At 43.6% G+C, this 25,850-nt stretch carries 24 protein-coding genes and 1 riboswitch; of the genes, 10 read left to right on the top strand and 14 right to left on the bottom strand.

Features of this window, described 5'->3' with window-relative positions; all coding sequences use genetic code 11:
• Positions 1–173: 173 nt before the first annotated feature.
• Positions 174–2,234 (top strand): alpha-amylase, encoded by a 2,061-nt coding sequence (locus MTF70_RS05405; RefSeq protein WP_042522184.1) that lies wholly within the window; start codon positions 174–176, stop codon positions 2,232–2,234.
• A gap of 69 nt (positions 2,235–2,303) precedes the next feature.
• Here the strand turns inward: MTF70_RS05405 and MTF70_RS05400 are convergent, their stop codons facing one another.
• Both MTF70_RS05400 and MTF70_RS24420 read right to left on the bottom strand, forming a co-directional pair.
• Positions 2,304–3,020: a DsbA family protein gene (locus MTF70_RS05400; RefSeq protein WP_025768635.1), complete on the bottom strand. Its 717-nt coding sequence runs from the start codon at positions 3,018–3,020 to the stop codon at positions 2,304–2,306.
• Positions 3,021–3,116: 96 nt separating this feature from the next.
• Positions 3,117–3,404, bottom strand: a complete 288-nt coding sequence (locus MTF70_RS24420) for a hypothetical protein (RefSeq protein ID WP_049872671.1) — start codon at positions 3,402–3,404, stop codon at positions 3,117–3,119.
• A gap of 448 nt (positions 3,405–3,852) precedes the next feature.
• On the opposite strand from MTF70_RS24420, the gene MTF70_RS05390 reads away from it, so the two are divergent.
• The 4 genes from MTF70_RS05390 to MTF70_RS05375 all read left to right on the top strand — a co-directional run bounded on the left by MTF70_RS05390 (position 3,853) and on the right by MTF70_RS05375 (position 6,734).
• A complete protein-coding gene (locus MTF70_RS05390) occupies positions 3,853–4,593 on the top strand; it encodes a nucleoside recognition domain-containing protein (protein WP_025768634.1) in 741 nt (246 codons plus the stop codon).
• Complete coding sequence (locus tag MTF70_RS05385) at positions 4,593–5,060, top strand: YjiG family protein (protein ID WP_005374849.1); 468 nt, start codon at positions 4,593–4,595, stop codon at positions 5,058–5,060. Before MTF70_RS05390 ends, MTF70_RS05385 begins: the two co-directional genes overlap by 1 nt.
• A 9-nt stretch (positions 5,061–5,069) precedes the next feature.
• Positions 5,070–6,194: a M20 family metallopeptidase gene (locus tag MTF70_RS05380; RefSeq protein ID WP_042522182.1), complete on the top strand. Its 1,125-nt coding sequence runs from the start codon at positions 5,070–5,072 to the stop codon at positions 6,192–6,194.
• Between the two features lie 165 nt (positions 6,195–6,359).
• Positions 6,360–6,734: a YkvA family protein gene (locus MTF70_RS05375; RefSeq protein WP_042522180.1), complete on the top strand. Its 375-nt coding sequence runs from the start codon at positions 6,360–6,362 to the stop codon at positions 6,732–6,734.
• 9 nt (positions 6,735–6,743) lie between these two features.
• Here MTF70_RS05375 and MTF70_RS05370 read toward each other — a convergent pair whose 3' ends face one another.
• The 5 genes from MTF70_RS05370 to MTF70_RS05350 all read right to left on the bottom strand — a co-directional run bounded on the left by MTF70_RS05370 (position 6,744) and on the right by MTF70_RS05350 (position 12,946).
• A complete protein-coding gene (locus tag MTF70_RS05370) occupies positions 6,744–7,937 on the bottom strand; it encodes a lipase family protein (RefSeq protein ID WP_005374861.1) in 1,194 nt (397 codons plus the stop codon).
• A complete protein-coding gene (locus MTF70_RS05365) occupies positions 7,937–8,410 on the bottom strand; it encodes a DUF6795 domain-containing protein (protein ID WP_232284613.1) in 474 nt (157 codons plus the stop codon). Before MTF70_RS05365 ends, MTF70_RS05370 begins: the two co-directional genes overlap by 1 nt.
• A gap of 405 nt (positions 8,411–8,815) precedes the next feature.
• Complete coding sequence (locus tag MTF70_RS05360) at positions 8,816–10,120, bottom strand: dicarboxylate/amino acid:cation symporter (RefSeq protein WP_169628759.1); 1,305 nt, start codon at positions 10,118–10,120, stop codon at positions 8,816–8,818.
• 389 nt (positions 10,121–10,509) lie between these two features.
• Positions 10,510–11,775 (bottom strand): DUF1835 domain-containing protein, encoded by a 1,266-nt coding sequence (locus tag MTF70_RS05355; RefSeq protein ID WP_042521728.1) that lies wholly within the window; start codon positions 11,773–11,775, stop codon positions 10,510–10,512.
• A gap of 280 nt (positions 11,776–12,055) precedes the next feature.
• Positions 12,056–12,946 (bottom strand): LysR family transcriptional regulator, encoded by an 891-nt coding sequence (locus MTF70_RS05350; protein WP_042521726.1) that lies wholly within the window; start codon positions 12,944–12,946, stop codon positions 12,056–12,058.
• A gap of 109 nt (positions 12,947–13,055) precedes the next feature.
• Between MTF70_RS05350 and MTF70_RS05345 the strand changes: the two genes are divergently transcribed.
• Positions 13,056–13,364 (top strand): monooxygenase, encoded by a 309-nt coding sequence (locus MTF70_RS05345; protein WP_005384613.1) that lies wholly within the window; start codon positions 13,056–13,058, stop codon positions 13,362–13,364.
• Between the two features lie 7 nt (positions 13,365–13,371).
• Positions 13,372–13,743, top strand: a complete 372-nt coding sequence (locus tag MTF70_RS05340) for a hypothetical protein (protein WP_017634450.1) — start codon at positions 13,372–13,374, stop codon at positions 13,741–13,743.
• A gap of 65 nt (positions 13,744–13,808) precedes the next feature.
• On the opposite strand, the gene MTF70_RS05335 is transcribed toward MTF70_RS05340, so the two are convergent.
• From MTF70_RS05335 to MTF70_RS05325, 3 genes are all read right to left on the bottom strand, one after another.
• A complete protein-coding gene (locus MTF70_RS05335; protein WP_005374875.1) occupies positions 13,809–15,977 on the bottom strand; it encodes a polysaccharide biosynthesis tyrosine autokinase in 2,169 nt (722 codons plus the stop codon).
• A 51-nt stretch (positions 15,978–16,028) separates the two neighbouring features.
• The gene (locus tag MTF70_RS05330; RefSeq protein ID WP_025768627.1) at positions 16,029–16,469 is read right to left on the bottom strand and encodes a phosphotyrosine protein phosphatase; all 441 of its coding nucleotides are present in this window, start codon (positions 16,467–16,469) and stop codon (positions 16,029–16,031) included.
• Between the two features lie 129 nt (positions 16,470–16,598).
• Complete coding sequence (locus MTF70_RS05325) at positions 16,599–17,717, bottom strand: polysaccharide export protein (RefSeq protein ID WP_017820139.1); 1,119 nt, start codon at positions 17,715–17,717, stop codon at positions 16,599–16,601.
• Between the two features lie 458 nt (positions 17,718–18,175).
• On the opposite strand from MTF70_RS05325, the gene MTF70_RS05320 reads away from it, so the two are divergent.
• A complete protein-coding gene (locus MTF70_RS05320) occupies positions 18,176–19,069 on the top strand; it encodes a hypothetical protein (protein WP_025768626.1) in 894 nt (297 codons plus the stop codon).
• 69 nt (positions 19,070–19,138) lie between these two features.
• Here MTF70_RS05320 and nfsA read toward each other — a convergent pair whose 3' ends face one another.
• A complete protein-coding gene (gene nfsA, locus MTF70_RS05315; protein ID WP_025768625.1) occupies positions 19,139–19,861 on the bottom strand; it encodes an oxygen-insensitive NADPH nitroreductase in 723 nt (240 codons plus the stop codon).
• A 194-nt stretch (positions 19,862–20,055) separates the two neighbouring features.
• On the opposite strand from nfsA, the gene MTF70_RS05310 reads away from it, so the two are divergent.
• Both MTF70_RS05310 and MTF70_RS05305 read left to right on the top strand, forming a co-directional pair.
• Positions 20,056–20,697 carry a MarC family protein gene (locus MTF70_RS05310; protein ID WP_005374889.1) on the top strand — a complete coding sequence of 214 codons (642 nt, stop codon included), beginning with the start codon at positions 20,056–20,058 and terminating at the stop codon, positions 20,695–20,697.
• 190 nt (positions 20,698–20,887) lie between these two features.
• On the top strand, positions 20,888–21,760 hold the full coding sequence (locus MTF70_RS05305; RefSeq protein ID WP_017634445.1) for a patatin family protein: 873 nt from the start codon (positions 20,888–20,890) through the stop codon (positions 21,758–21,760).
• A 53-nt stretch (positions 21,761–21,813) separates the two neighbouring features.
• On the opposite strand, the gene gbpA is transcribed toward MTF70_RS05305, so the two are convergent.
• From gbpA to MTF70_RS05290, 3 genes are all read right to left on the bottom strand, one after another.
• Positions 21,814–23,277: an N-acetylglucosamine-binding protein GbpA gene (gene gbpA / locus MTF70_RS05300; RefSeq protein ID WP_205461240.1), complete on the bottom strand. Its 1,464-nt coding sequence runs from the start codon at positions 23,275–23,277 to the stop codon at positions 21,814–21,816.
• Positions 23,278–23,375: 98 nt separating this feature from the next.
• Positions 23,376–23,476: riboswitch (cyclic di-GMP riboswitch) on the bottom strand.
• Positions 23,477–23,748: 272 nt separating this feature from the next.
• Entirely contained in the window at positions 23,749–24,249 is a 501-nt protein-coding gene (locus MTF70_RS05295; protein WP_005384595.1) for a fasciclin domain-containing protein, read from the bottom strand.
• 80 nt (positions 24,250–24,329) lie between these two features.
• On the bottom strand, positions 24,330–25,811 hold the full coding sequence (locus MTF70_RS05290) for a deoxyribodipyrimidine photo-lyase (RefSeq protein ID WP_170893945.1): 1,482 nt from the start codon (positions 25,809–25,811) through the stop codon (positions 24,330–24,332).
• Positions 25,812–25,850 lie beyond the last annotated feature (39 nt).

Genomic DNA, 25,850 nt, shown 5'->3' with positions numbered 1-25,850 from the left:
TTTACCCTGCTCATAAGTAGAACTACGCCCCCATAAAAGCAAAATGTGAAGCGTCACAAGCTTTAGGGCGTAGCCTTTCAGAATGATGTGCTCAGTTTTTCATCCATTTACTATTAGTGTGAATAAAACTACAACACGAATACTGCGCCTATGCGCAACCAATGGACTGAACGATGAAACTGAATCTGATTACGACTACCTTATTGCTTGCATCGGCAAGTGCCATCGCCGAGCCAAACATCACCATTGCTACCACGACCAACAGCCGTGACTTTCCGTTAAGTGCAGAGCAGCCTTTGGTTGTGCCCTTAACCAAAGACGGATACACGCTCAAAATCACGGGTATTGAAGGCGACTGTGTCGCGCCTGATGGTCAGAAGGTCAAATTCAACAAACCTATCGCGCTGAACTGTGGAAAGCCAACAGAACTGCCTTTAAAAATCCGTTTTACTGGCGATTACTCTTTTGCTTTTGATGCGGAAGCCAAAACTCTACGCTTCAAGCGAGAGCCTAAGAAAGCTGCCAAGACAGAATTTAAACGCCCAATCCCACAAGTGCAATGTGAGGTTTACCAAGGCGGCGAAGTCACCATCGCGCTGGGTGACAGTTTCCCCGATGGCACCAAGTTGCGTGATGCCTATTCTGGTCAGATGGTCGAAGTAAAAGATCAGCAAGTATCGCTGACACCAAGCAAAGATTCAGGCGGTTTGGTGCTACTAGAGCCAGTGAAGAAAACCAAAGAAGCAGTGCCGTTTGATTACCGCAATGCCAACATTTACTTCGTGATGGTCGACCGTTTCAATAATGCTGATACGAGCAATGACAACAGCTATGGTCGCAAGAAAGACGGTAAAGAAGAGATTGGTACCTTTCACGGTGGTGACCTAAAAGGTGTGATCGAAAAGCTAGATTACATAAAGAGCCTAGGTACCGATGCGATTTGGTTGTCGCCAATCGTTGAGCAAGTACACGGCTTTGTGGGTGGCGGCGATAGCGGCTCATTCCCATTCTACGCTTACCACGGTTACTGGACGCGTGACTTTACCAAGATTGATGAGAACTTCGGTAACGAAGCTGATCTTAAAAAGCTGGTGGAAGAGGCACATAAACGTGGCCTTAAAGTCTTGATGGACGCAGTAATCAACCACACTGGTTACTCAACGTTAGCCGATTTGCAATTTGACGGTATTGAGGTGTTAAAACCAAACGCTGACCTACCTAAGAAATGGGGGGATTGGAAACCAAAAGCGGGCGAAAACTGGCATAGCTACCACCAGAATATTGATTACCAGAGTCCAAACTGGGCGAAATGGTGGGGCGGTGACTGGGTAAGAACAGGTCTACCGGGATACCCAGTTCCGGGCAGCAGTGATATCACCATGTCATTGGCGGGTTTGCCAGACTTTATCACTGAATCAGACAAAGCCGTGAAGCCAGCTCAATGGCTATTGGATAACCCTGGCACTCGCGTTGAGGAGCGTGATAATTACACCGTCTCGGACTACCTAATTGAGTGGCAAACTGATTGGGTGAAACGCTTTGGTATTGATGGTTACCGTGTCGACACGGTGAAGCACGTTGAAGGCGATGTGTGGAAACGCTTGAAAGAAGAGGCATCAAGCAGCCTTGAGCAGTGGCGTAAAGAGAACGGTAAGTCAGGTCAGCCATTCTGGATGATGGGTGAAGTATGGGGACATACCGCATATCGCAGCCCTTACTTCGACGACGGCTTTGATGCGTTGATTAACTTCGATATGCAGAAGAAGTTAGACAAAGGCGCGGCGTGTTTCAGCCAAATGGCAGACACTTACCAAAGCTATGCGGACACTATCGCCAATGAGAAAGACTTTAACCCTGTGAGCTACATGTCTTCTCACGATACCGAGCTGTTCTTCTCTCGCTTCAAAGATTACGGTATGCAGCGTAACGCCGCGAATGCACTGCTTTTGAGTCCTGGTGCTGTTCAGGTTTATTATGGTGATGAAGTTGGTCGTAACATTGGTCCTTACGCGGACGATTTCCACCAAGGCACTCGTTCTGACATGGTATGGAAGCTATCTGATGAGAAGCAAGCGCTGCTCAAACACTGGCAAACTCTTGGTCAGTTCCGTAAAGCGCACCCAGCGATTGGTGCGGGTCAGCATCAAGTAATTGAACAAGAAGGCGCGTACGTGTTCTCTCGCTCGCTTGGCAATGACAAAGTCGTTGTGGCGTTTGTGGGTCGCGACAAGTAGTTAGAACTTCGTTTTAAGCCTAGATAGAAAAAGCCCTTCCTTGAGTTATCAGGGAAGGGCTTTGTTGTTTTAGTTCGCCAGTTCTTGGTCGATGACTTTTTCTAGCTCGTCAAACGGCACATAGCCAGGAATGACTTGATCATTAATGATCAACGCAGGCGTGCCGCGTAAACCAAGTTGCGTGAAATACTGATAGTTTTTATCAAGCAACGCTTTGGTCTCTTTGTCGTCGACAAGCTGTGCTTCTGTCCCCGTTTTTTTCGCGATTTGATTTAAGGAACGTGCGTCATGTGCGCCCGGTTTTTTCACCAATAACTCATGCACTTGTTCGTACTTATCTCGCTGGTTTTGCCAAACATTTAATGCGTAACTTGCCGAGTTGTAGCCGTTTTTCTCGTATTGTTCTTTAAAAGAGACATTGAGGTTAAGCACTTTTACCTGCGGATATTCCTTACCAACTTTGACCAGCTCTCCTTCTAAACGTTTACAAAAAGGGCAGCTGTAGTCTGTTACGTTAATAATGGTTAACTCAGGGTTTTCAGCACCAAAAGAGGAATGTTTGCCATCACTTAGATATTGACGAACCTCCTTCAAGGTGTCGCCAAATGACTGTTGATACGCAATGTACTCTTGAAGGTTTTGGTGCAATGAATCAAGAATTTGAGGGTTTTCTTTTAGTATCTGAGTAACTTCCTCTAGCTTTTGTTCTGCGGTCTTTTCTGATGCGAAAGATACGGCAGATACGATAGCCATCGTTAACGCCAAAAGTGTACGAGTGAATGTCATAATATTTCCTAAAACTTTTAAATTTCGTTGTTTGTTATGTGAAGTGAATAAAATATGTACAAAAGTCAGGCAGAAAGGTCTCTCGCCTTGCTGGCTTTATTCTCTAAACACGCAAAGTTTTAGGTGAACCCGATACTTTTCCGGTATCGGTTCTGTGTATTCCAGATAGCGAATTGCTGTGGTTGTCATCGGCAGCGCCACAATCAAAGCAAACAGAAAAAATGGAATAAGAATATGATCAAACTGATGTTGGTAAGCTTGAACCAGCTTTTCTGAAAGGTCGCAAGATGGTGATAAATTCACGCTTTCATCTTGCTGACTCTGTATTTGGTGAGCCTTCGGGCAGCTTTTCGAGAAACCAGAATTTTGGCTTAAGCATATCATCACCACCCAAAGAACGAGGGCGAGTGTCCATTTGGCTATTTTATATTGTGAGCGTAACAATGGGTCGTATAGTCCTGTTAATTCTGGTTTATACCGTTTACATATGACCGGGCCATCCTAACCTAAATTTCGTGGCTGAATGTTACTTTCGAGTTAATCGATATTGCCTCAATGCCAAAGTATGAAGTACGTCATGAATGTTGTAGAAAGCAATATTCGTCAGAATCATTTGTTGAGTTGATGAAGAAGTCGTGAGCTATCGACATAGATTAATATACCTAATTGTTAGCACAAATTTTTATTATCTTTCAATTGTGATTGGAATCATAAAACAAAACTTCATAACTGAGTCGCGATAATGTTCGGCAGGCGGATTGATTTTGATCATCTCTCTAGCACATTATTCAGGTGAACATATGTGTTAAGTTCCACATGTGTAGGTAATGTTATGAAAATTCCTGTTCAAACTGAGCGTAAAGTTACACTGGGGTGCTACGTTGCTCTGGCGTTTGCGGTTGTGTTCTTTTCTGGCCTGATGCAATCTAGCGAATGGTACGGTGTATTCGATTTTACAACGCTTAATGGCTCTTTCGGTAAAGTGGCTTACGGCGTAACGGAAGGTGCGGATGGCGAGGTACAAGCTGCGACCACATCTTTCCGTGGTACTGGCGGTAGCGGTGCTCGTGACGGTTTCATTTTCGCACTTACTTTGATTCCAACCGTTATGTTCGCATTAGGTATGATCAACGTACTTGAGCACTACGGTGCACTTGAAGCAGCTCGTAAGCTTCTTACTCCTCTTCTACGTCCTCTAATGGGCATCCCTGGTAACTCTGGTCTGGCTTTAATTGCTTCTCTACAAAGTACCGATGCAGGTGCGGCAATGACGCGTCAGCTAAAAGATGAAGGTCACCTAACTAAGCGTGAAACGGACGTATTTACCATGTTCCAGTTCACTGCAGGTGCAACCATCGTGAACTTCTTCTCATCGGGTGCTGTGCTGTTCACACTGACGATGGCTGACGGCTCTCTAGCAGTAACGTCTTCTATTGGTTTAGCAGTTGTGGTGATGTTCGCATTTAAGATCATCGGCGCGAACCTGTTCCGTATCTACCTGAACATGACGGAAGGTAAAGAAGACAAGCAAGACCAAAACAAATCAGGGAACTTAAAAGAGGAGACGGCATAATGGGTGACGTTAAAGCGAAAAAACCAATGGTGACGGATATCTTCGTCGAAGGTGCTAAGAAAGGTTGGGTGATTGCGACTACCTCTACGGTGCCTAACGTATTGATGGCGTTTGTTATCATCAAAGCGCTACAAATCACGGGAGCACTGGATCTGATGGGCACGGTGTTCTCTCCAATCATGGCGGTGTTTGGTCTTCCGGGTGAAGCAGCAGCGGTATTGATCGGTGCTTGGATGTCGATGGGTGGCGCGGTGGGCGTAGTTATTACGCTATTTGACCAAGGTATCCTGAACGGTACGCACATTGCGATTCTTGCGCCTGCTATCTACCTAATGGGCTCTCAAGTTCAGTACATGGGTCGTATCATGGGCCCAATCGGCACTGAAGGTCGTTATATCCCAGTTATGATTGCAATCTCAGTATTGAACGCGTTTGGCGCAATGCTGGTGATGAATCTGTTTGTCTAGGAGTGAGTTATGCAATTCTCTCTAAATGAATATCTAGAAGAGCTACGTCCGCTAATGAATGTGGATTGTGGTACTTACACCACTGATGGTATCGAGTACATCGCTTCTCAATTTGAAGAGAAGTACCAAGCGATGTCAGGTTGGAGCGTAAAACGCATTGACTGTGGCAGAGCGGGCATCGGTCTTGAAGTTCGAAATAAGCCGGAAGCTGAGCAAATCGACGTGATGCTGATTGGTCATATGGATACCGTGTTCCCTGTGGGTACTGCTGAGCTTCGTCCAATGTCTCAAGATGCAGAGAAAGCTTACGGTCCGGGCGTCTCGGACATGAAATCTGGCTTGCTGAACATCGTATACGCGATGCGTAACCTCGACCAAGCGGTGTTGGATAAGTTGTCTATCGCTATCTGCATGAACCCAGATGAAGAGACGGGCTCTCTGGACTCTGTGGATTGGATTCAATCAGTAGCGAAAAACGCTAAGAATGTACTGGTTGCAGAAGCAGCACGTGCAGATGGCGGTTTAGTGAAAGCGCGCAAAGGCATGGCTCGCTACAAAATGACCTTTAATGGCGTTGCTGCTCACGCAGGTAACGAGCCAGAAAACGGTCGCAGCGCAATCACTGAGATGGCGAATTGGATTCTCGCAGTCAATGCAATGACCAACTTTGAATCTGGTACTACTCTGAACGTCGGTATTATTTCTGGCGGCAACGGTGCGAACATCGTCCCTGAGCACGCTGAAGCGATCGTGGATGTACGTTTCTGGAGCAACGAAGAATACGATGATGTCGACAGCAAGCTAAACGGCATGCTGGAAACACCATTCGTTGATGGTGTGAGTATCGAGTTGGTTCGTGAAGCTTACAAACCTTCTATGGTGCCAAGTGCGCAAACGGAAAGCCTGATGGCATTAGTTGAAGAAGCCGCAAGTGAACTGGCTATCGACATCAACTGGAAAGAAGTGGGTGGCGGCTCTGATGCAAACAATACGGCAATTCTTGGCATTCCAACTTTGGATGGTCTAGGACCTATCGGTGCAGGTTTCCACAGTGACCAAGAGTACTTGTTGCTTGAGTCTATCGAACCACGTATCAAAATGCTGATGCGTGTACTGGAGAAGATAGCTCAGTAGCGCCCTCGGCAACTTAGTTCCCAACATCACGATCCCCAGACTTCGGTTTGGGGATTTTTCTATCTGTGTTTTTGTTTCACTTTACTATCATTTCTTGTTATTAATCTTGCGTTCAGGTTCGATTTATTAATATGTTGGCCACAGTCATAAATTTCGGAGGCAACGATGAGCACAACAATGTCTGTAAAATCGGCGCCGAAAGACGCCAAAGATCAAACGATGCAAGCGCCAGATGAGAAAACATTCTGGCGAAAAATGAAAGGGTCGGTTAAGAAAGCGGGTGAAGAAATTGCCGTAATGGGCATAAAATCATGGCTCGCGATGACAGATTCCAACACCGCCGTTCGCCACAAGGCTATACTAGGTGGCGCGCTGGCTTACTTCGTCCTACCAACAGATATGGTGCCAGACGTACTAGCTGGCGTCGGTTTTACCGATGATATGGCGGCACTTACCTTAGCCGCGAACTCAGTCGGTAATGCCATCACTAAAGAACACGAAGCACAAGCCAGAGAAAAACTGAATTCGATGTCTGATTAAGTTGAAAGTTTATTTTACAGCACTAATAGCCATTTGTGCTGCTCGATAAAGTTTTCCAAATACCATAAGAAAAACGTTTCTAATAAACTTTGCAGACATATCTTCAATTGCTGTTACTGGTTTTCCAATAAACACCAGCATATGGCCTAACAGCCCTTTGACTTGTGATTCTCTTACTTTAGAAGCTTTAGCTACTTTTTCTATATTTCTGGCGAGTATATCATAAAATGTCATTCCAGTAGATACTGTGGCTTGGGCTGCTATTGCTGCAAACAAGCCAGTATCTTTTAATAAGGTTATTAATGCTGCTTGAATTCTTTCTGACCAATATTCTGTAAATGATGCTTGGTTTCTGTGCTCAAACTTAAATCTAGTAGGTGTATACAAGTACTTGTTAGATCTGACTTTTATTGCTCCCCACGTTTCGGAGTTAGCATTATCTAAATACCCTAAGCTTGTTTCGCTAGACATACTATGAGCATTTAAATTAAAGCCAGTACTAGCGTCTAAGCGGTACTCATCGCCATTATGTGGAGCATGAATAAATGGCCAGACAGGTACTTTAGGCACAGGATCTGCGCCGTGAGTACAGCGGTATACTTTGTCGTTGCTTTTACTAGATTTACGGGAATATTGTTCTAAACCAACTCTAGGTGCGCCAAAAGTATATAAATTCACTCTTAATGAATATTCTTCTCTCAGCCAATCAGAACATAATGAAGCCAGAGCTCCTCCTAAGCTATGCCCAACACAATGAATACGGTTAGGTAAATTTTGGCATTGCTGTAAATATTGTTTTATGCTTGGTTTGATACTTGAAAATGAATTAATAAATCCAGCATGAGCGATAGAGCCATTTGGAGAGCCTTTAAGGCCGACATTTAGGTTGGTTACCCAATCATTGGCGTTTTGCGTCCCTCTAATGGAAATTACTAAATCTCCCTTATATTTTCCTTTCCCAATACCAATTACCGCAAATGCTTCAGATGTTCTCATTACACCAGGTACCACTTTTCTAAACAATGGTATACGATCTAATCCTGTGATGCCTCCAGTTCGGCCACTAAAAACATCTTGCTGCGAAAATGCAAAGTGTTTTTCAAAACCTCCTTCTCCCCTAAACGCTAGTCTCCCTTGTCCCTGGTATACTCCATACGGTATGTTCGCGATCTCTGATGCAAGTTTTGGTGTTAAAGACGGCATTATGTATCCTCCGTAAACTCTGTTTTATATAAAAATCCATTTAAATTGCAGTTGCTAATAACCATTAGATCTCGAGCACTTTCTAGATTGATATTTTTGAAAAAATATCGGAATTCTTTATTTTTAAGCTCACAGTAAAGGTTATTTAAGTTATCTTTTATAAATATAGGCGGTGAAACGTAGCTTAACTGAGACTCCCAAATGTACTTCTTTTCTTCATTTATATAGGTATATATTCCGATATATGAATATGTTTGATTCAAAGCTGATTCTTTAAACCGTTGAGAATGTATGACTGGCTTAAAGTGAAATTCACCTAACTCATTAGTAATTGAACTCCTTTTGTAAGCATTCTTTAAAAAATTAGCTTCTAAGTAAACGGTTAAATTTTTTAGAGGTCTTTGATCAAGAACTAAAGTACCTTTTATCTCTGGGCTTAATGTATATTTAAATTTCTTAAAAAAATCGAACATACTTTCGTTGAAACCTAATGCAAGTATTGGAAATGAGAATATGAATAAAAAAAGACTATTTTTAAACATGAAATTATGATGTATGTATCTTAGTACCAACTTAATTATCAGACTACTATCTATCGCGATTTGGTTTTGAACTTTAATTTGATAATGGAATTTGTATCTCTATATGATGAAAATGTCCCTTATATCATTTTCAAAGTGATAAACATAGGCGAGTTATCTTAACCCTCTAGATGAACTAATATAGAATCTAACTACTGACCTATTAGTAATTGAAACAACCTTCGGGGGGACGAGAATTTTATCTAAACCTTTTTGATTTCGGGTTAATTGGAAATAAAAAACCACCTTAGAGTAAGGTGGTTTTTGCTTAGACAGGATAATTTAACTTGGAAGTATTTAAGCTTCCGCGCGCTTCAGATGCACTTCCTCTTCGGCAACGCCTGCCATTGGGTCGTTGAAGCGAGCTTCATCCAATGCACCTTCTGATTTCGCAACGATGACGGTTACTGCACTGTCACCAGTGATGTTTACCGCGGTACGAATCATATCAAGAAGACGGTCAACACCCATGATGAGCGCGATACCTTCAAGTGGCAGACCAACTTGGTTCAATACCATAGCAAGCATTACTAGGCCAACACCAGGGACACCCGCAGTACCGATAGATGCAAGTGTTGCGGTCATGATAACCATCATGTAATCGCCCATAGTTAAATCAATATTGAAAGCTTGAGCAATAAACGCAGTTGCTACGCCCTGCATGATCGCCGTACCGTCCATGTTCACAGTTGCACCTAGAGGAACAGTGAACGATGATACACGGTTCTCAACACCCATGCGGTGCTTTGCTGTTTCCATTGTCACTGGAATCGTCGCGTTCGATGATGCTGTAGAAAAAGCAAACATGATCGCGTCTTCCATCTTGCGTAGGAACGTAATTGGGTTTAGACCAGTGAAACCTTTTAACATCAAGCTGTAAGTGACTAGACCGTGTAGGACAAGCGTACCAGCCAGTACTAAGAAGTACTCTGCCAGATTGACGATCGCGCCCAGACCAAGACCAGTGAATAGCTTCGCCATTAAGAAGAACACCCCATAAGGCGCCAAGTTCATCAAAATCGCGACCAGCTTCATGATCACTTCATTCAGATCAGAGAAGAATGCTGCGATGCGTTCGCCTGGTTTACCCGCTGCACTGATCGCGATACCGAATAGCACGGCGAACACGATAACTTGCAGAGTTTTACCTTCTGCCATTGCGCTGATTGGGTTGGTCGGGAACATATCGATGATCACCTGACCTAAAGATGGCGCTTCGGCTGATTTGAATGAACTTGCTGCCGTTAGATCTGCCCCTGCCCCTGGCTGGAATAGAGTACCCATAGTTAGAGCAAGCGTAATCGCGATAGCCGTTGTCGTAACGTAGAAAGCGAGGGTTTTACCGCCCATGCGACCCAGTGTAGAGAGGTCTTTGAGAGAGCTAGTACCACAAACTAACGAAACAAATACTAGCGGTACAACAAGCATTTTTAAGCTGGCAACGAAGATCTGTCCACCAACTTCGAATAATCCATTAACAATGTATGCGTCGACAAATCCGTTGTCGGCAAAAAGTGTGCGAATTGCAAATCCTGTCAAGATACCCGCAACCATACCTAAAATTACGCGGCTGGTAAGCGACATCGGTTTCTTGGTATTCATGAGAACACTCCTTATAGTTATGCACCTTGAGTTCACTTCAAAGCGGCGAGCAGATTAGCAGCGGAGTGAGAAAATACGAAAGAATAATCCTCTAAATGGTTAATAGATGTGAACTTTATCACTAATAAAAATGGGATTTTAACCAAATATTAACGAATTGGCCGGATGAAAAGTTTGTATTTTAACACTTTTATCGAATATACAACCGATAACAAAGAGGATTTACAATAAATTTTAATAAGAGATAGAGTGCATACTCTCTTTGAGTGGATGCATTTCTGCATAACTATTTAAGTTATATTCAGGCTAGCGGTCGCTTCTTTAGGGATAATTTAGTATTGAGTGTTCATCAGAGCCAACGAACCCTTTATGCTTTCATATTTGTCAATTCAATGATGGTTGGCAAGTGTAGTTAGTTGGAGGTGATCCCAGCTCCAATAACTTTGACTGGTATTTTTAATCCCTCCAACCCAATAGCATTGTTTCGCTCGTATTAAGCCTTCCAAACACTGCTTGCCAGCCTCAGTGATACGGACGCTTTGTTCCCACCAGTGCCTTTCACGTGACTCAATCGTGATCAAAGGTGTTTGACACTGTGCTAGAGGGAGGAGTAACGCGTAAAACATCACGTCTCCTAGGTAAGGAAGAGGTTCTAGTTGTTGATATTGCTCAAACCAATCTTTGATGGGAATTGAACGATTTTGCGAGCTCAAGACCTTTAGTGCGAGGTGTTGTGTCAAGCTCAATCCAGTTTGTGAATTAGGTAACTCTTGCAAATGGCGTTTAAGCACGTTGAATATATTGGGCAAGCAATCCAGGTTATGCTGCTGAATTAAATTAACTATGGAAATAGGTGTTGGTGATGTAATAGCGTGCCAACACCGTTTAGCCTGACTGAATAATTTTGCTGTCACAGGTTTACGGTATCGCCAACAAGAACGAATAGCTTCTTCAGGCAACTGCCCAAAGCCGATGAATCGTTCAGTGCCCGGGAACTGGTTCAACTCAATGATCTCTATCACTTTATTCTCTACATTCTCTAACTGTGTTAGAGCACGAATTAGCATCAATTGATCATAACTGTCATGTTCGACCCAAAAGACGATTCGTTCAAATACATCACTTTGCAACAGATCGAGGTTTGATTGTTCCAATGTGACTATATCTTGAACCGAGTCTTCACGCTTCATCACAGGCAGCAGAGTCTCTACGACATATTGGGCACGAATGGCAAGGAAGTTCTGCGGTGTTGCTGGTATGGGGCCAATACAAAGCGGATCGATCAGGGCTAAAAATGTCCCTTCAAATCCACTGGTTTTAAGCTGTTGTTGTATATCGTGACCGCAACGAACGTGTAGCGTTTTTACTTTCGCATCTAGGGGCGGTTTTTGTTGTTTGATGGCTAGTTTGTGCGCTTCTAGCTCTTCGACATGAGCTTTTAGTTTACTCCAACTGGATAAGCCAAGTTCTCTTGCGAGTGCATGTTGAACGTCAGCCAATTGAATTGTATTGGGAGCCAAAGATTCTGGTTTGGAGTGAAATCGCTTAACTAACTCCAACGTAGCGTCATCGTATAGGCGGATAGCTTTGAGCCTTTTTTTAGCAATGGATTTTTGCTGATTGATATTGATCGAGAAGCTATTTGTAGAGTTCATATTTCACCCTTCTTATGTCTTCCACACTCGCCTATATAGAAGCAAAAAAGAAGGTAAAAACAGATTGTGCCTGCTAAACCAAGCAGGTGAGGATATTGCCGTGAACCGAGTTCTTTCCGCGAGTGTTGGGTGCTTTAGGCATGAGCAGAGTGATAGTAGGTGGTCGCTATCCTTCGTGCAACCTTTTGTGAGAGTGTAGCGTCACAAAATGGCCGTTTCTCTATATTTAGGGAGAATCAATAGCCGATAACACTAGCGATTCAACTCAATACCACTGTTGCTAGACTCGAGTTTCTACACTTTTGAGTAAAGTACGATAAAGCGCTTGAGTCGCAGGACCACTTTTGGCTCCTTTGGGCAAAGTGAGGTGCAGCGCAACTTGATATTGATGGGAGTGTTCGATCTCCAATACGTTAATTTTATCGCTCTTGCGGGTTGCGACTAAGTGCGCTGGTAGCCGACAAAATCCAGCGCCTTGCTCTACGGCGTGAAAAGCGTGGTCGAAGTTATCGACGGTAATACGCTGACGTGCGCGTAACCAACCCACATCTCTTTTCGTTTTGTCTGAATCACCTAAGTCACGGATGACAATTTGGCTGGTGGTTGCAAAATCGTCGATGGAAACATGCGGCTTTTTAGCGAGTGGATGGTGTGCTGCGATTACAGGCAGCATGGTTGTTACGCCAAATGCTTCGGCAGGGTAGTTGGTTATCGGTAAGTTGATGATTGCGATGTCAGCGAGCTCATTTACGACCATTTCGGTTGTTTTGCTCAGTGACGTTTCGACCACTTGAACGGAGGTCGTGTTGTTGTCCTCCAAAAATTGACTGAGTGGTGCATAAAGCCAACAAGGGTCACAAAGATGATCTATTGCGACCGTGATTTGAGATTCCACCCCACTTTTTAACTGCTCGCTGATGACTTCTAGTTCCCGCGCTTGTTCAAGCATGGATTGTGCACGACGCAGTATGGTTTTGCCGTGCTCTGTCAAACCCGCTTTGCGCCCTCGTACTTCGATAAGTTGAATACCAAGTTGGTCTTCTAACTTCCTCACCGAGTAGATCAATGTGGTATGGCTCTTGTTGAGCAGTAAAGCTGCGGATTGAATGCTGCCTTCTTGATTAATCGCTTGTAGCGTTTGCCATTGTTCTAAGGTCGTTTTTAGTCTCATGAGTCAATTTTTTAGACAGTTAATGGCGAAATTATGAACTTTTCTGTCAGTTTTATAAAGGTAATAATCTTGTCATCGAAAACGAGTCAATAAGAAGAGGAGACTCAAGATGGCGAAATTATTACAAGTTGATTTTGAATTTCATGGTCCGTTTGGTGAAGAGATGTCGAATGCTTTGGTCGACTTAGCTAAGTCGATTAACCAAGAGTCGGGCATGATTTGGAAAATCTGGACGGAAAGCGAAAAAGACAAACTCGGTGGTGGTATCTATCTTTTTGAAGATGAAGCCACGGCGCAAGCGTATCTCGAAATGCATGCCGCACGCTTACGAAAAATGGGCGTAGTCGAAGTACGAGGTCAAATTTTCGATATCAATGTGCCGTTAACGACGCTCAATCAAGGGCCTATTAGAGGATAAGGAGATGATGACCAACCGCACTTTTCTAACCGTTCATGGTGTCGTATATACGGTATTCGCTTTTGCGTTGTTTTTTGTACCAACCATAATGTGGCCGATGTATGGAGTACAAATTAACGACCAGTACGCGCTGTTTTTATCGCAGCATACTTCGATCTTTTTAGGTGGAATCGCTGCGGTGAGTTTGATGTTACGTAATGTGGAATCAGGGCATACTGCGAAACAGCTGTTTAAAGCATTATTGATTACTAATGGCTTAGGGGCAGTGATTACTACCTATGCCGGCATTATCGGAGTATTTGTCGGTTTTGGTTGGAGTGACCCAATATTCTTTGTCTTGCTTAGTTTGATTACGTACAAGCAATTAAGAGTGCAATAGAAAAAGCCCTGCTGTTTCTAGCAGGGCTTTGTCATATTTGGTTTAATTAGCGATCTAAATTCAACTTATGATTCGCTTTTGTACGCGTAGTTATAGTAGCCGTATCCATAGCCGTATGAGTTAGATGCCTTTTTCTCAACTGCATTGAGAATCACACCTTTAACTTCAACGCCTGATTGCTCGAAGCGACCTTGCGCGACTTCAATCTCCTTCAAAGTCGTTTGATCAAAACGAGCGACCATCAGAGTTGTTCCTGCAAGCGCGCCAACAATGCTTGGGTCGGTAACTGCGAGTACAGGCGGTGTATCGATGATGACTAGATCGTATTGTGCAGACATCTCGTCAACAAAGCTCTTGAAGCGAGGGTGCATAAGAAGTTCTGACGGATTTGGTGGTACTTGGCCGCGAGTCACAACATCTAAATTATCAATGGATGTAGATTTAATGATGTTGCTAAGGGATGTCTTACCGCTCAAGTAATCAGAAAGACCGTTGTCCCAACGTAGACCGAAGCATTGCTGCAAATAACCTTTACGCATATCCGCATCAATAAGCAGCACTTTCTGACCGGTTTTCGCAGCTACGGCCGCAAAGTTGGTCGATACAAATGTTTTGCCGATAGATGGTGCAGGACCTGAAATCATAAGAACGTTATTCTTCGCTTCCATCATTGCAAAGTGCAAGCTAGTGCGAAGACTACGTAGAGCCTCAATGGAAAGATCAGCTGGGTTAGCTTCCGCTAGAAGGACTAGCTCATTGTTGCTGCCTTTGTTGCGCTTAAGCTTGTTTGCAAATTCCAGTTGTTGAATAGATTTTGGAACGCTTGCGTAAACTGGCATGCCAATCTGTTCAATTTGATCTGGTGTTTCCACACCACGGTGGAATGCTGCACGAATTAATACGAAAGCCACGCCTGCCATACCGCCAAGCAGTGTTGCTAGCACAACGATAAGCGCTTTTTTCGGCTTGATTGGCTTAGAGAAAGATTGAGCGTTATCTAAGATTCGAACGTTGCCAACTGTTCCGGCTTTAATAATGTTGAGCTCTTGAACCTTGTTCAATAGTTGGATGTAGATTTGTTGGTTTACTTCTACATCGCGTGTCATACGTAGAACTTCACGCTGTGTTTTCGGTAACTTTTGAACTTGTTTATTAAGACGTTCTTTCTCTTTTAGTAGTGTTTCACGTTTATCAAGTAGCGACTTATAAGCTGGGTGATCCTGTGTGAAGCGTTGGCTGATCTCACTTTCTTTGAATGTAAGCTCATTTAGCTGTGCTTCTAACTCAACCATTACTTTCAGCGTTGACTGAGCTTCAAGGCCTAAATCGATAGATTCATTTTCTTGACGGAACCGATTTAAAACGTCTTCAGAAGCGGTCAGTTTTGTTTTGATGTCTGGGAGGTGACCTTTCAAGAACTCGAGGCTTTGCTCTGCCTCTGCAGAATTTCTTTGAACGTTTTGTAAGAAGTAGTTTTGGCTAATGTCGTTCAAGATATCTTGAATCTTAGCGCGGTCTTCACCAGAGAAGCTTAAAGATATAATCCCGGTTTGCTTACCACGTTCGCTAATCGATAAGTTTTCTTGAAGTTTATTAATTGCATCTAATTTACTGATTTTGCTGACCGTGAATGAGTCACCAGTTTGAGCCACAAGTTCAGTCGCCAAAAACTGGTATCCATTCTTCTCAAGCAGTTCACCAACTTTACCTTCTAGAATGACGTTATTGTCATCTTCTAAGAGCCTGAACGTCTGTTTTTCAGAATCAATAACTTCAAGAGTTAAAGGAACGCCAACTGCGTAAGAAGGAGCATTAAATCGTGAAACGCTCAGACTGATTTGCTCACCTTGTAGTCGAGCTAGGCCTTTACCAATAATTGGCATGTAGTTTGGAGAAACGACAGTCGTTAAGTTGAACTTATCAACAGTACCGCCCAAGATCATACGAGATTTGATGATCTCTATTTCTGTTGTCGCTGATGATTCTGCTGAAAACAGCTCTCCCATATCACCAACCATCGCTGAAATACCACCTGAACTCTTACTTTCGATTTGGATAAGAGCGTCAGCTTTATAGATAGGTGTTGATAGAATGGCAACGCCGACGCCTATAATTGAAAATAGGACTACGGTACATAGAATGAGCCATTTGGCATCGAGAATGATCCCAAATAACTTTCCCAAATCGATCTCATCGTCGGCTTGACGTGATTGCTTAATAGTTTGTGTTGTCATTACTTTAACTTCTTAAATACCTTGCCATTGGCGTTTATTTAGCCTTGCGGCTTATAGTTTTTGAGACCACGCTTTTGCTGCTTTTTCTATAAGCGTATATGCATGTTCGAAAGCTTCTCTACTTTGTCTGTATGGATCAGGGATGCTTTTTTCATTTATCCACTGTCCAAACAGCATCGTTTTACCTCGTGCCTCAGGAGCGATTTTGGTTAAGGCTTCTAAATGACCTTTTTCCATAACCAATATCAGATCGTATTGAGCGCAAAGCTCAGGTGTTAATTGTCGTGCTTCGTGTCCATCTAAGCTTACGCCATGTTCGTTCGCGATAGTGGTTGCCATCTCGTCAGCAGCTTTTCCCGTTAGATGGCTCTTATCTACTGCGATTCCTGCTGATGCGACATGTTTGTTTGGTAGTAAAGACTGCAAAAGCCGCTCTCCTGTTGGAGAGCGGCAAATATTACCGACACAGACGACAAGAATATTAGAAAACAAATGCTTACCCTACTTTAAGTTGTATGCTTATGATCTCAACTGAATTGCTGGCTTCTTTATATTGCGCAATTGAGCTGAGTAGCTATCGATTACGTGCCGCAAGAGATAATTTTCTTGCGGCACGTTGTTTTACGGCCAAGTGCGTACTCGTAGTACACCTTCGGTTAGTTCATTAAAGCCGGAAATGGTTGGAACGAGCTGAGCAATCACACGATTCCAACGACTAACAGGTGCTGCCGTCACATAGACTATGTCGTAAGGGTTGAGATCAAACTCAGTACCAATCACCAAAGCAGAAGCGTCAGAAACATCTAGCTGATAAATGTCCGCCATTTTAGCTTCTTCTTTTGAACGTCTGATGACAAACACACCGGTAGCATCTGCGGAGATTTCACTGATACCACCAACGCTGCTAAGAGCCTCAGTAAGGCTCATGCCGCTACGATCAATTTTGAGTAATTTCGGATCGTTAACCTCGCCCATAACAAATACTTTTTGCGCATCGTTTCGAGGAATATGAACAATATCGCCAGGCTTTAGAAGGCGGTTTTGAGTTAAATCGCCTTGTTGCATCAGAGCATACAAAGAGACGTTTTCAACAACGCCATTGCGTGTCAGTGTCGCATTACGCCAATCAGCCTCGGCAGCCAGTCCGCCAGCTCTATTCACAGCATCTAGAAGTGTAAGGGGGATGTTTGTAATTGGTTGTTGTCCTGGCTTGTTAACTTCGCCAGTTACATAAGTCTTTTTAGAGCGAAATGCCGCAACGCTTACATCGACCTGTGGGCTCTCAATGTATTTTGCAAGGCGGCTTGCAATGTCTGCACGAATCTGACGTACGTTTTTGCCTTCAACATGTACGACACCTATGTAAGGGTAGAAGATCGTGCCATCCGAATGCACCCAGTTACCCGCTTCGGCTGAGCTTCGGTATGAGCCCGCTGGGATCGTTAGCTCTGGGTGATCCCAAATAGTGATATTTAGGATATCGCCAGGTCCTACTTCGTATTCATATTTTGCGATTTCAATATCTAACTCTGGGTTTGGTTTTGAAAAAGGGTCCACTGAATTTAAAGACGTTACGCGCTCCAAAGTTAAGGGATAAACGGTAACCTGAGACTCTATATCACTCGATTCAGTGCTCATGACTGTTTTGTCACTGACCGAAAGGTGGCTACCAGGCAAAGTACACCCTGTAAGAAGGATAGGAAGTACTGATATCCCCAAAAATTTATTAAATGTGTTCATTGGTTTATAACTACCGAAAGAAAGTTTGCCGACTGAAATTGATTCATTCTAATTGAACTGCATTTCATCAATATTGATGATTTACTGCAGTTTTAAGCCTTTAGAAAGCGAGTCCATTCAGAATTATTTGTGTAATAAACACTCCAAATGGCTGCTAGCGACTTAGAGCTCTTAGTTTCATTAATGAAGGTGTGAAAATCCGACCCACAAAAAATAGTCAACTATTATCCATCTGGTTGCAATAAAGGCAACAAGTTACTTGAAAAAATACTGACGAATACATGACAAAATTGTGTCTATTTAACGTTATTGAGATGAATGCATGATTTTGCACAAGCAAACAGGCAAGAATGTGAAAAAACTCATGCCAAAGTTGTATGCATCCTATTTACACTATATGCAACTGCCGTTATGCTTCCTGTTGCGGTCGGATATAACAACAAATATTGGAGCTAATTTTGAAAATCAAACTTTTAACGGCAAGTGTGGCAGCAGTCCTACTAGCAGGTTGTGGTAGTGACAGCGACCCTGAGGTAAAAAGATACTCAGTTCAGGCTTATGACCCAGCTGTTATCGGCATGAAAGTTCAAGCAGTATGTGGTGGTGAGACATACGACGCGATTGAAAATACAACAAACTATGAAGGTATGGTTGGTAAAGCGCGTTTTGAAAATATCAACGTTGTAAATGCGCCAGGTGATTGTGCTTTCGTATTAACGCACACAGAAGATAGTAAAGACGCGTCAAATGGCAAACCTATTACATCTGACTACAAAATCCCTCAAGGCCTAGCCCAGGCGGATTCATTGGTAACAGGCTCTCCATTTACGACTTTGGTTGCTAACTCTTTAAAAGATGGTGAAGTATACTCTTCTGATATCGCTGAAAAAGTATTCGAGAATTTGGGTATCGATATCAATGCAAGTGGTAAAACAGTTGACGAAATCCTTCGTGATACAGAATCTGTAGTAGCAGGACTTGGCAGTGAGGGTGGTAACAGCGCACTTGCTACTCAGCTAGTTGCAACAGCAAACGTTGTATCAGACATCATCAAAGCGAACCCAACAGCTTCGCCTGAAGCTGTAGCTGTTGCTGCAAAAGCAATAACAGAAGATGTAATCGCGGCGAACCCAAATTATCCTGAGAATGATTCAGGTGACGTTATCTACGTAACGATTCCAGCTGAAGATACTCAGAAAGTTGTTGCTGATGTAAAAGAGGCTATCGATAACGACATTCCATTAGAAGATATCGAACCTGACGTACCACAAATTCCAGATGCGGAAGTCGGTGAGCCAATTGAACCTGAAGATCCACCGGGTCCAGGCACTGGCGCGACAGGCGGTAACTAAGCAAGTTTTTGCTGATAAATTCTAAAGGCCTCTTCAGAGGCCTTTTTTGATCCTATCGTGTTGTGGTCATCACCTTTTAGTGAGTCCTTTACTGTTTAAGTAAGGCAGGATATGCGGACGTGATTCCCCAGCCAGTTTACTGGTGACTTCTTGTGACCAAGTACTCTGTTTTTGATTGCTCGAACGGTTTGCATAGTAGTTTTGCATAGTTTGGTCATACGTCTGAATATCATCCAAGTTTAGGTCTTGATACTGATTTTCATGCACCACGACATGCTTAGGTAGGCGAGGTTTTACTTCAGGGGCTTGATCTGGATGACCAAGACACATACCAAATAAAATGGCGGTATTTTTAGGTAAACCTAATAATTCGTCTACTTTTTGGGCATTGTTTCGTAAACCACCAATATACACACCTCCTAGTCCCATCGACTCCGCCGCAAGCAAGCAATTTTGTGCCATGATGCCCGAGTCTACAGCGCCTATTAGCGTTAACTCGGTAAAGTCAGCTTGAACATCTGGGTTGATACTGGCATGGCGCTGGTAATCAATACAAAACACCAAAAACTCAGCCGCGCTTTCAACGTACCCTTGATTTCCGGCATATTGAGCTAATAGCGTGCGTTTTTCTTTGTCGGTCACGCGGATAATTGAAACGACTTGCAACATGCTTGATGAGGATGCCGCAAGGCCGGCTTGAAGAATGGCATCTAATTGTTCACTCTCAATCGGTTGTGAGGTGAATTTTCGAATTGAGCGGTGATTGAGAATTGTTTGAATCGTGCTGTTCATGGTGACTTAACATCCCCTGTTACGTTAAAGGCTGAAGACTCACCTTAGCGACATTTGATGAGTCGGTAAACTATCTCAAAAGAAAAACAATGCTTGGTGCATAAGTGTGAAGACGAATAGAGAATACACCACTCGTTCTGTTTGAGAGCGTATATACTGTTTTTAGAATCAATAATTTAAATGCAGTGGAAAATATGAAAGAACTCATTGTTCATACAGTTACGGTGTTTATGGGCTTCTTTGCCATCATGAACCCTATCGCCAATATTCCCATCTTTTTGAGTTTAACTGCTGATGAAGATAAAGAAACCATCCGTTCCATTGCGCTCCGCTCGGTTTTTATTGCATTTATTATCATCGCGATATTTTCTATTGCCGGTAAGTTAATTTTTGATTTGTTTGGTATCACGCTTTATGCATTGCGAATAACAGGCGGTATTTTGGTGTTTTTGATAGGTTTTAACATGCTTCAAGGTGATTCGACGCATCAAAAAACCAAAGAGAAGGCGTATTCACCAGCTCAGCAACGGGCGGCATTGAGTATTGCAGTGTCTCCACTGGCGATGCCAATATTAGCTGGGCCTGGAACGATTGCTACCGCGATGAACTTTGCGACAGCGGGTGGTTTCGATCAAACCATTATTACTATCGTTTCTTTCGCTGTCCTTTGTGTGATCACCTATGTACTGTTTTTGTTTGGAGACAAATTGGTCAAAGCGGTTGGACCAAGTGCTCTAAATGTTGTGACTAAAATGATGGGCTTAATTCTAGCGGTTATTGGTACTCAAATGTTCATTGATGGCGCGGGCGAAGCCTATAAAACGGTTTTCTCCTAGATTTCTCTTAGACCTTGCCACCTTGGTTAAGCCCGCAATTACATTTCTAACGGGTACGGATTTTTTGAACTTTAGTTTTCATTTTCTAAGAGAGAAATAAATAGACTTCACCTATTTCAATAATAAGAATATTCAATTGTTGTGATTGCACGAATTTCATTACTCTTTTGGCAAGGAGAATGGGGGAAATATGGCAACAAAAGCAATTGTAGTAGAAGGTGGCGCGATGCGAGGCGTCTTCGCAAGCGGAGTGTTAGATGCGTTTTTAGAGCAGAGTTATAAACCGTTTGATTTTGCAATCGGTGTATCTGCTGGTGCATCAAATTTGATTGGGTATTTGACCGACTACCCGCATCGCAGTATTAACGTCATTACTAAGCTGGCCACAAGTAAACGCTTTTTTGACCCGACTCGCTTCGTTAAAGGTGGGGATCTCATCGATGTGAAGTGGTTGTTTGAAGAATCTAATCGCTTGTATCCCGTCGATGAAAATAAACTGTTTAATGGCGTTCCTTTTCTCGCAGCGACAACAAATGTAGATACAGGGCAGGCAGATTACTATCGCGTGACACGTGATAATTTTCACCATGCGATTGAAGCGACAACAGCATTACCGATTGCCTACAAGCATACCCCTTGTTTTTCTGGTGGTTGTTATACCGATGGTGGGGTCGCTGATTCTATCCCAGTGCGTGAGGCTTATCGTCGAGGGGCTCGCGACATAACCGTAGTACTCTCTCACCCACTGAATTATGCCAAAAAGCCAGTTAAGACCACATGGCTGATGAAGAAACTGTTTGCGGAGCACCCCAAAATGGCGGATGCGATGTTAAGACGTGCAGATAACTATAATCAATCATTAGAGTTTATTCGTAACCCTCCACCAGGAACACATGTTAGGGTGATTGCCCCACCAGATAATTTTCATGTTCAGCGCTTATCAATGCGACAATCCGTTTTACTAGAAGGGTATGAAATGGGGCTGATTGAGGGGCGAGCGCATCTCACTAGTTTATCTGGTGTTCATGGTTTAGACCGGGAAAATTGTCATTTTTGCGTTTGATTATAAAAGAGCCTCATAGTGAGGCTCTTTTTACTTAACGTTCGAAGGGTGATTTAGTTGACTTTATCCCAAGCCATCTCCCAGTGTGAACCTATTCCAGGCTCGTAATGGTTTGCGCTTTCTTTCCACTGCATACAGTAACCAGAGTATGGGAAAGGTTTACATTGATAAATGCCCCCGTCGCTGGCAAGCACTTTTGTGCCCGCCGTGTAGCTAGATAGTCCTTCAGGGAAGACAAAATCGTACTCATCAGATGGTGGTGGAGTAACTGACTCTTCTTTTAAGTGAAAGTCGAGTGTTTGCTGATCCACCAAGTTGCCATCTTTATCCTTAATACGTGTTACGAGCATATGGTGACCCGGCTCCGATTTACTTAAAGCGAGCGATATCGCCTCTACCGAGCCGTCTTTCATTTCGTTTGCCCAACTTGCAAGTGGTTCGCGATGGTGATTGTAAACGGTGAGTTCTGCATTTAAATCGCCTTCAGCAGTTAGTGTCAGATCCAACGTTGTCGGTGTTGACTCAATGATATACTCGTCTGCTAAGCCATCTACTGTGAGTGAGTATTCTGGGACAGGAGTTTCAATGTTATAGCCGATCTCTACTCGCTCAAGGCCGCTATTTGCTTGCAGATACACCGGATTAGTACCATAAACAGGAGTGAATTTATCCTCTGCATACTGCCCGGCTTGCAGTTTTGCTTGTTCTTGGTTTAGCTTAGTCGCGAGTGCGTAAGACCAGTTTTTCGCTTGGCCCATTGCTGCATCGGTAATTTCTAGTTCAGTTCTATACGCCAAGTTTTCACCTGCTTGATCAAATACGCGTGTATAAACCGAATCCCCAATATTTAAATCCATTGTAGGAATAATTTGACCGCCTTGCTTCCAATCTGGAATAACGGGACTGTCACCATCAAATTTCACATCGATCACGTTATAAAATGAGGCTGCAGTGTCGCCAACATCCCATACTGCCAGGATGACATGGTATCCCTCGCGAGTAGGCACATTACATTGATGGCTTACCTGTTTCGGGGGTTGAACCATATTGCCGTCGACGACACAGAAAGGAGTTAGATCAAAAGAGTCTCGTGATAGTGAAGCGTTTGGGTTCCAATCAGGCTTGGTGATGTAATATTTCCAGTCGCGCGTCACGTGGTTAGCGGTAAATGTCCATTCAAAAGTTTGTGTACCTGCTTGAATAGTGCGTTTTACCCAACGGTCGGCAGTTTGCTCATCAAGGGCAGCTGCTAAAGCGGTTTCGGCACTCGCTATTTTACCATCGCGAGGCCCTGTTTCGGGAAAGCCATCAGGGCCTTCAACGCTTTGCGGTTCATATTGAATCGCACCGCAGTTATTATTTTTTTCGTTAGTATCTGGCGTTGGATACTTACATAGTGCCGAGCGACTTGCAGCGACACCACCATTGGTTTCTGATACATAACCGTGAGCCGCAGCACCTGAGCTAATGCTTGCAAGTGCTAACGCGAGTACGGATTTGGTTGGAAATGATTTCATCACATGTCCTCTGTTATGGCTGACAAACTAGTGTCACACCCCGGCGCATGCTGAGCATAAAGCAACGCTACAGAAATTGGACTTCTGTAACACTGCGTCATGGTAACCCCGCTATCATGAGCATTCTTTTAGATTTTTAAATGCTGACAGACCGGAAGCTTTGCGTCCCACCCTTTCGAATGGTTTGCCGAAATGTGATTGAGCAGCCAAAATTTAGCTTAAGAATTTACATGTGGAAAAGTAAACGTCACTGACATGGAATCCTGTTCTCAAATTGAAAGATAACGATATCTTAACCTCGTCAATATTGTGCAGTGTTGTCTTGCAAGATATTGATTTTAATTTTGTTTTTATCTTTTTTATAGTCATCGTGAATGAGTGGGGGTTTGTTGGGGATAAGTGGAGAGGAATCGTGCTAAGGGTGGAAGAAGTTCTGTCTAAAGGGCGGAGTGTACCGCCCTTTGAATGGTGTTATTTCGGCATGATGACAGTATCAATCACGTGAATGACACCGTTTTTAGCTTTCACATCGGTTGCAATGACATTTGCATCGTTAACCATGACTTTATCGCCCATGGTTTTAATCATCACATCTTGCCCCTGAACCGTAGTCGCTTTGTCTAGCTTAACAACATCGGCAGCCATCACTTTCCCTGGGACGACGTGATAAGTCAAAACAGATACTAACTTGTCTTTGTTTTCCGGCATTAAGAGCATGTCGACTGTGCCGTCTGGCAGTTTTGCAAAAGCGTCATCCGTTGGTGCAAAAACAGTAAATGGGCCTTCCCCTTTGAGAGTGTCAACCAAGCCCGCTGCTTTTACCGCAGCAACAAGCGTATTGAAAGAGCCGTTTTCAGCGGCAACGTCGACAATATCGGCTTTCATCATGCCATGCTCATGAGCCTTGACGGGAAGCATAAAAGATAACGTCGCCATCAGTGTCGCCGCGATAACTAAGATACGTTTGAACATAATGTGTTCCTTACTAGTTGAGGGTACAACGGGTTCCCTGGAGTGTGTTTGCATTTGTACGCATTGTGATTGAGAGATGATCATCGCGTCCTACTTTCTTTTGAGGGTCTAACATGTCGCGCAAGAATTCGTCTGCCTTCTTGTTTCACATCGGCTCGTTTCCGCCACGTCCATAAGCGCTCTCTTGCTGCCTTAGCTGCGTTGTCTGGTGTGATAATAGGTGCAAGGTAACGGCTATCTGGCTGCAACTGATACATGACAGCTTCCATCTGGGTCATTGTCCAAGGCTCGAATAAAAGAGGGGGAGGAACCATTTGCAATTCAGGTACCCACTTGTAGATGAACGTGCCGTCAGGATCATGTTCTTGGGCTTGCTTGATCGGATTATAAATACGGATTGTGTTAGTCCCGGTTACTCCTGCTTGCATTTGGAATTGTGGGTAATGAATTCCGGGCTCAAAGTCGAGAAACAGTTGCGCTAAATGCGTTACACCTACTCGCCAATTCATGTTCATGTGGTGAGTAAGAAAGCTAACCAGCATGGCACGCATGCGAAAGTTAATGTAACCAGTGTGGTGCAAACAGCGCATGCAGGCATCAATCAAAGGTACGCCAGTATGCCCGGATTTCCATGCTGCTAACTTTTCTTCATCGAAAGTACTACTTTGTTTAATCAATGGTTCGTAAGCCCGATTAACGCAGTAAAACTCCATGTCGTATTCCGATTCGAATTTTTGGATGAAGTGACAGTGCCAATGAAGCCGTGAAGACAATGCAATTAAGCTGCGACGAAACCCAGCGACTTGCCAGTGTTTCAAAAGGTATTGATAAACTTCACGCAAGGATATGTTACCCCAAGCGAGATATGGAGAAAGTCGAGTACAGGCTGTGCGTGAGGCTGTGGGACTAGAAATGCTTCGATAGTAATCACGACCTCGACGATGGAAAAAGTCCTCTAGTGTTTTCCAAGCGAGCCGGCTTCCTCCCGTTTGCATTCCTTTGCATTTTGATAGCCAGGATGATGGTGGCGAAAACGAACAGCCGAGAGCTTCTGCATCCAATGAATGCAATAAGTCGGTTTGGAGCTCAATAGGGCTTATTGAGGCTCTCATGACAGAGTCCCAATGTTTGTCCCAACCTTGCCGGTTTTTTGCACCTCTGATAACAGCACCGTGTTCGAACTCAAACCAGTCGATGTTCTGCTCATACAGCCAAGCGGCAACTTGTTTGTCGCGCTCAAAGGTGCAGTTGAGTCCTATTTCTTGGTGAGAAAAAACAGCGTTGATTTGATATTGCGCTTGAATTGATTGGAAACATGCTAAGGCATCGTCAAACAGCACCGTGATTCGATGCCCATACGCTTTGAGCGTTTCATCCATGTCTTGCAGTGATTGCCAAACAAATCGCCAGTGGCGCTCAGAATAGTGTGGGTTGTTCAATAGCAATGGTTCAACAATATACAAAAGCACAGTTGGGTGCTTTGTTGATAATGCTTGAGTTAGTGGTTGATGGTCAGTCAGCCTTAAATCTCGCTTTAACCACACGACATTGATTGTTTGCATCGGAATCCTCTTTGTTTCCGATGTTGTACGCAAGTAAAC

The sequence above is a fragment of the Vibrio sp. 2CM40D genome (genome assembly GCF_023161825.1).
Taxonomy (GTDB): domain Bacteria; phylum Pseudomonadota; class Gammaproteobacteria; order Enterobacterales; family Vibrionaceae; genus Vibrio; species Vibrio alginolyticus.
The sequence above is the reverse complement of the archived record's forward strand: the minus strand, read 5'-3'. Positions and strand labels throughout refer to the sequence as shown.